Here is a 1,221-nt window from a genome sequence, read left to right as displayed (position 1 = left end):
AACACCAATCAGCCATAAAACTCATCACCTAGATAATTGGGATATGCTCTAAGAAAACTTAAATGGCTCATTTAGTGTTGTAAGCATTAATGAACCCATGTATATTTATGGACCATTACAGTATATGAACCAACCCAATGAGGAATGCTGTCATGACGACTTATATCTACACGCGCTACTCTCCAAAAAACAAAGCCCACAGTGATCACCTTGCTGAGTTGCGCGAGGCCGCTCCTGATGCGCTGCATTTTGAAGATAAAATTCGTGGCTGCGTTCCCCCTTCAGAAAGAGAAGCGTTTCAAAAACTTAGCAATACTATTCAATCTGGCGACACCATCGTGATGTGGTGGCTGACAGCATTTGGTCGCGATTTTAGTCAGGCTCTCAACGCCATTCGAGCCTTGCTTGAAAAAGGCGTCACACTAAAAACCGTATGTGAACCATTGACGTTTGAACCTGACTCAGAACAGACGAAAACGTTACTCGCTTTGCTATCAGGTTATGGAAAGGTACAAATTCAGCATCGACTATTTGCGGCAGAGCAAGGCCGCCAAGCCATTAAAGATCAACCGGATTTGTGGAAACAGAAGTTCCGTGGCCGCCCTGCTGACCGGGAAAAACATCGGCTCATCGCGGCGTTACTATTAGAAGGGAACACGCTGTTGAGCGTGGCAGAGCAATGCGATGTCAGCTTGTCGACGGTTAAACGAGTCAAAGCAAAATTGAGCGAGTTTGATGAAGATGGCGCTCTAAGAACGCGAAAAAATGCCGGATTCGCCGATGGTGAATCATCATGAACCGTCCCATCAATTTCCGCACGATTCTATTGGCATGTTTGATCATCAGTGTTGGCCAACTGAGCATGGGTTTAGTGATGCCTTCCCTACCTTGGATCGCCAAAGACTTCTCAGTTTCACTCGATCAAGCGCAGCTCCTCGTGAGTATCTATCTACTTGGATTTGGCCCTTCCCAGTTCATCTATGGCCCAATGTCCGACGCATTAGGGCGCAAGAAAGTGCTACTCGCTGGTTTGCTGATCGCAATGTCCGGCTTGCTGATGATCATTTTCTGGAGCCATACGTTTACTGGCATGGTCTTAGGCCGCTTTTTGCAAGGCTTGGGGACAGGTTGCTGCGCGGTGTTGGCTCGAGCTTCTACTCGCGACCAATTTAGTGGGAATGAGCTTCCCGTCGCGATGTCTTACATTGCTATGGCAGCGTC

At 47.6% G+C, this 1,221-nt stretch carries 2 protein-coding genes; both read left to right on the top strand.

Going from position 1 to position 1,221, the window contains the following annotated elements; all coding sequences use genetic code 11:
* Positions 1–152 precede the first annotated feature (152 nt).
* Positions 153–797, top strand: a complete 645-nt coding sequence (locus tag R7070_RS25700) for a recombinase family protein (protein ID WP_318141451.1) — start codon at positions 153–155, stop codon at positions 795–797.
* The coding region (locus tag R7070_RS25695) for an MFS transporter (RefSeq protein WP_318141450.1) at positions 794–1,221 on the top strand (428 nt) is incomplete at its 3' end. The genes R7070_RS25700 and R7070_RS25695, both read left to right, overlap by 4 nt.

The sequence above is a fragment of the Vibrio sp. 1557 genome, assembly GCF_033340175.1.
GTDB lineage: Bacteria > Pseudomonadota > Gammaproteobacteria > Enterobacterales > Vibrionaceae > Vibrio > Vibrio alginolyticus.
Note: the sequence above shows the minus strand (reverse complement) of the source record. Positions and strands in the feature narration are given on the sequence as shown.